Raw genomic sequence first — 2,698 nt, 5'->3', positions numbered from 1 at the left:
CTGCCTCGCGCTCGGGCGCCTGCGGACCATCCTCGAAGACATCCTCACCCGGATCTCCGACGGATTGGGCGCAACGGTGAGCGAACGGCGCCAGGCGTTGTCGGCGTCGTTCTGTGTTTCCGCGGATGCCGGCCACGCCGTCCACCCCAACTACCCGGAGCGGCACGATCCGGCCAACCGACCGATCCTCAATGGCGGACCGCTTCTCAAGATCAACGCGAACCAGCGGTACGCCACGGACGCTACCGGCGCGGCATTCTGGGCGCGGCTCTGCGGCGAGGCGGGTATCCCCTACCAGGAGTTCGTCTCCAATAACGACGTCCCGTGCGGCTCCACCATCGGTCCGCTGACGGCCACCCGCCTGGGGATCCGGACGGTCGACGTCGGCGTGCCCCTTCTGTCGATGCACTCCGCACGCGAGCTATGCGGCGTTGAAGATCCGCGCCATCTGGCCACGGTGACGGAGTTGTTCTTCCGCACGGCGATCTAGCTCAAGACGCCAGGCTCACCACGAGGTTGATGGTGGTGGCCAGGATCCCGACGCCGAAAACGTAGGCGAGCAGGCTGTGCCGCAAGGCGGCAGACCGCATTGCCCTGGTGGTGATCGATGTGTCCGAAACCTGGTACGTCATCCCGAGGCTGAAGGCCATGTACGCGAAGTCCGTGTATTGCGGGGGTTCCTTTTGGTTGAACTCGATGCCGCCGGGCGGATCGGACGTGTAGTACACCTCGGCATAGCGCAGGGTGAAGAGGGTGTGCACCAGCAGCCACGACGCCACGGCACCGACGAGGGCCAGCAGGGCGAGCATGAATTTGTCGACGCCGTGCGCGTCCTTCGCGCCGAACATCACCAGGACGAAGGCTGCGAGGGAGCCGACGGCGGCACACAGGATCAGGAGATCGGCCGTGGAACGCCGTGGATCTTCTTCCCTGGCGTGGCTTCTGGTCTGATCCGCCTTCATCCGAGTGATGACTGTCCACACGAAGATGTTGTAGACCACCGCGGCCACTGCCCAGCCCGCCGCGGGCGCGTAGATCCACTGTCCCCAAATTCCGGTCGCCACTGCGGCAGCGATGCCGGTGACGATCATCAGCAAGAATCGCAATCGGGAACGTTTGGCACGGGCAGACTTCGGACCTTGGTTCTTTGCTGCGGCGTTCATAGTCAGATCATGGCACGCCTGGCTGGAGGCTCAGGCGTCACGCCACGCAGACTTTGCTCATGCATGGAGCAGCGCCCCGGAAAACCGGGGGATCCCGACGTCGGACGGTCCAGAAAGTTGCACAGCGTGACGGCTTAGCTGCGTTGACGGCTTAGCTGCCGTGACGCCTTAGCTGCCCGGCCGGGGCGCGAACATGATGACGGCCACTCCGAAGATGCAGATCATGGCGCCGATGATGTCCCAACGGTCCGGGCGGAAGCCATCCATAAGCATTCCCCAAGCCAACGATCCGGCGATGAACACCCCGCCGTAAGCGGCAAGCACGCGGCCGAAGTGTGCGTCAGGCTGGAACGCCGCCACGAAACCGTAGATACCCAGGGCTGCGATGCCGAGGCCCGCCCACCACCACGGTTTGGCCTCCCTGACCGATTGCCACACGAGCCAGGCCCCGCCGATCTCGGCGATGGCCGCGAGGATAAAGAGTGCGACGGATTTGAGGACGGTCATGGGTTCAGTCTGCCTGAGCCTGGCGTCGCGGTACCACGCGGGTTATCCACACATCTGGGTTATCCACATACGCGGCGCCGCGCATTCCACCATGCCGACACGCCGAATAGGCTTAGAGGCGGGAAATGGACTAAGATATTGAAGTCTGTGCTGCGCCTGCTTCCGCTTCTGGAAGCGGTCATCAGCACTGTTCATCGCAAATGAACCTCCTGTTACGGAAATGCCGTAACCGCTTAGCCCAAAGGAGGTGGGTTCACATATGCGTCCTTACGAATTGATGGTAATCATCGACCCCGAGGTCGAAGAGCGTACCGTAGAGCCGTCGCTTCAGAAGTTCCTCAATGTCATCACCACCGATGGTGGAACCATCGAAAAGGTTGACATCTGGGGCCGCCGTCGCCTCGCTTACGACATCAAGAAGAAGTCCGAAGGTATCTACGCTGTGGTGAACTTCACCGCCAAGCCGGAAACCGCCAAGGAACTTGACCGCCAGCTGAGTCTCAACGAGACCATCATGCGCACCAAGATCACCCGCCCCGAAGAGCAGAAGGTCGTTGCTGAGTAATTTCAGCTCCAGACTTTCATTCTTTACCCCGCAGGAACGAACAAGGAGGCAGTAGATGGCAGGCGAAACCACTATTACGGTCATCGGTAATCTCACCAATGACCCCGAACTGCGGTTCACACCGTCAGGCTCGGCGGTAGCGAACTTCACCATCGCTTCTACTCCCCGGACCTTCGACCGCCAGTCCAATGAGTGGAAGGACGGGGAAACCCTGTTCCTCCGCGCATCGGTATGGCGCGAAGCAGCCGAAAACGTCGCCGAATCCCTCACCAAGGGCATGCGCGTGATCGTTTCCGGCCGCCTGAAGAGCCGTTCCTACGAAACCAAGGAAGGCGAGAAGCGCACCGTTATCGAGCTCGAAGTCGATGAAATCGGCCCGAGCCTGCGTTACGCCAATGCCAAGGTCAACCGCACCCAGCGCTCCGGCGGTCAGGGTGGCCAGGCGGCTTCGGCGGCGGCAACA

Annotated in this window: 3 protein-coding genes and 2 pseudogenes; 3 read left to right on the top strand and 2 right to left on the bottom strand. The window is 61.9% G+C overall.

What is annotated here, in order from left to right; genetic code table 11:
* Positions 1-490 (top strand): annotated as a pseudogene (locus AHiyo1_RS12920) (M18 family aminopeptidase); the annotation flags it as partial.
* Between the two features lies 1 nt (position 491).
* Here AHiyo1_RS12920 and AHiyo1_RS12915 read toward each other — a convergent pair.
* Positions 492-1,163 (bottom strand): DUF1345 domain-containing protein, encoded by a 672-nt coding sequence (locus AHiyo1_RS12915; RefSeq protein ID WP_253257315.1) that lies wholly within the window; start codon positions 1,161-1,163, stop codon positions 492-494.
* Positions 1,164-1,331: 168 nt separating this feature from the next.
* Positions 1,332-1,670, bottom strand: coding sequence for a YnfA family protein (locus AHiyo1_RS12910; protein WP_059388837.1), 339 nt, complete (start codon positions 1,668-1,670; stop codon positions 1,332-1,334).
* Positions 1,671-1,929: 259 nt separating this feature from the next.
* Between AHiyo1_RS12910 and rpsF the strand changes: the two genes are divergently transcribed.
* Positions 1,930-2,235 (top strand): 30S ribosomal protein S6, encoded by a 306-nt coding sequence (gene rpsF, locus AHiyo1_RS12905; RefSeq protein WP_028267876.1) that lies wholly within the window; start codon positions 1,930-1,932, stop codon positions 2,233-2,235.
* A gap of 55 nt (positions 2,236-2,290) precedes the next feature.
* A pseudogene (locus AHiyo1_RS12900) lies at positions 2,291-2,698 on the top strand (single-stranded DNA-binding protein); the annotation flags it as partial.

It is taken from the genome of Arthrobacter sp. Hiyo1, assembly GCF_001263615.2.
Taxonomy (GTDB): domain Bacteria; phylum Actinomycetota; class Actinomycetes; order Actinomycetales; family Micrococcaceae; genus Arthrobacter.
Note: the sequence above shows the minus strand (reverse complement) of the source record. Positions and strands in the feature narration are given on the sequence as shown.

Coding starts and splice junctions, on each gene's coding strand:
- AHiyo1_RS12915 (WP_253257315.1), bottom strand. CDS start 1,163: ATGAACGCCGCAGCAAAGAACCAAGGTCCGAAGTCTGCCCGTGCCAAA.
- AHiyo1_RS12910 (WP_059388837.1), bottom strand. CDS start 1,670: ATGACCGTCCTCAAATCCGTCGCACTCTTTATCCTCGCGGCCATCGCC.
- rpsF (WP_028267876.1), top strand. CDS start 1,930: ATGCGTCCTTACGAATTGATGGTAATCATCGACCCCGAGGTCGAAGAG.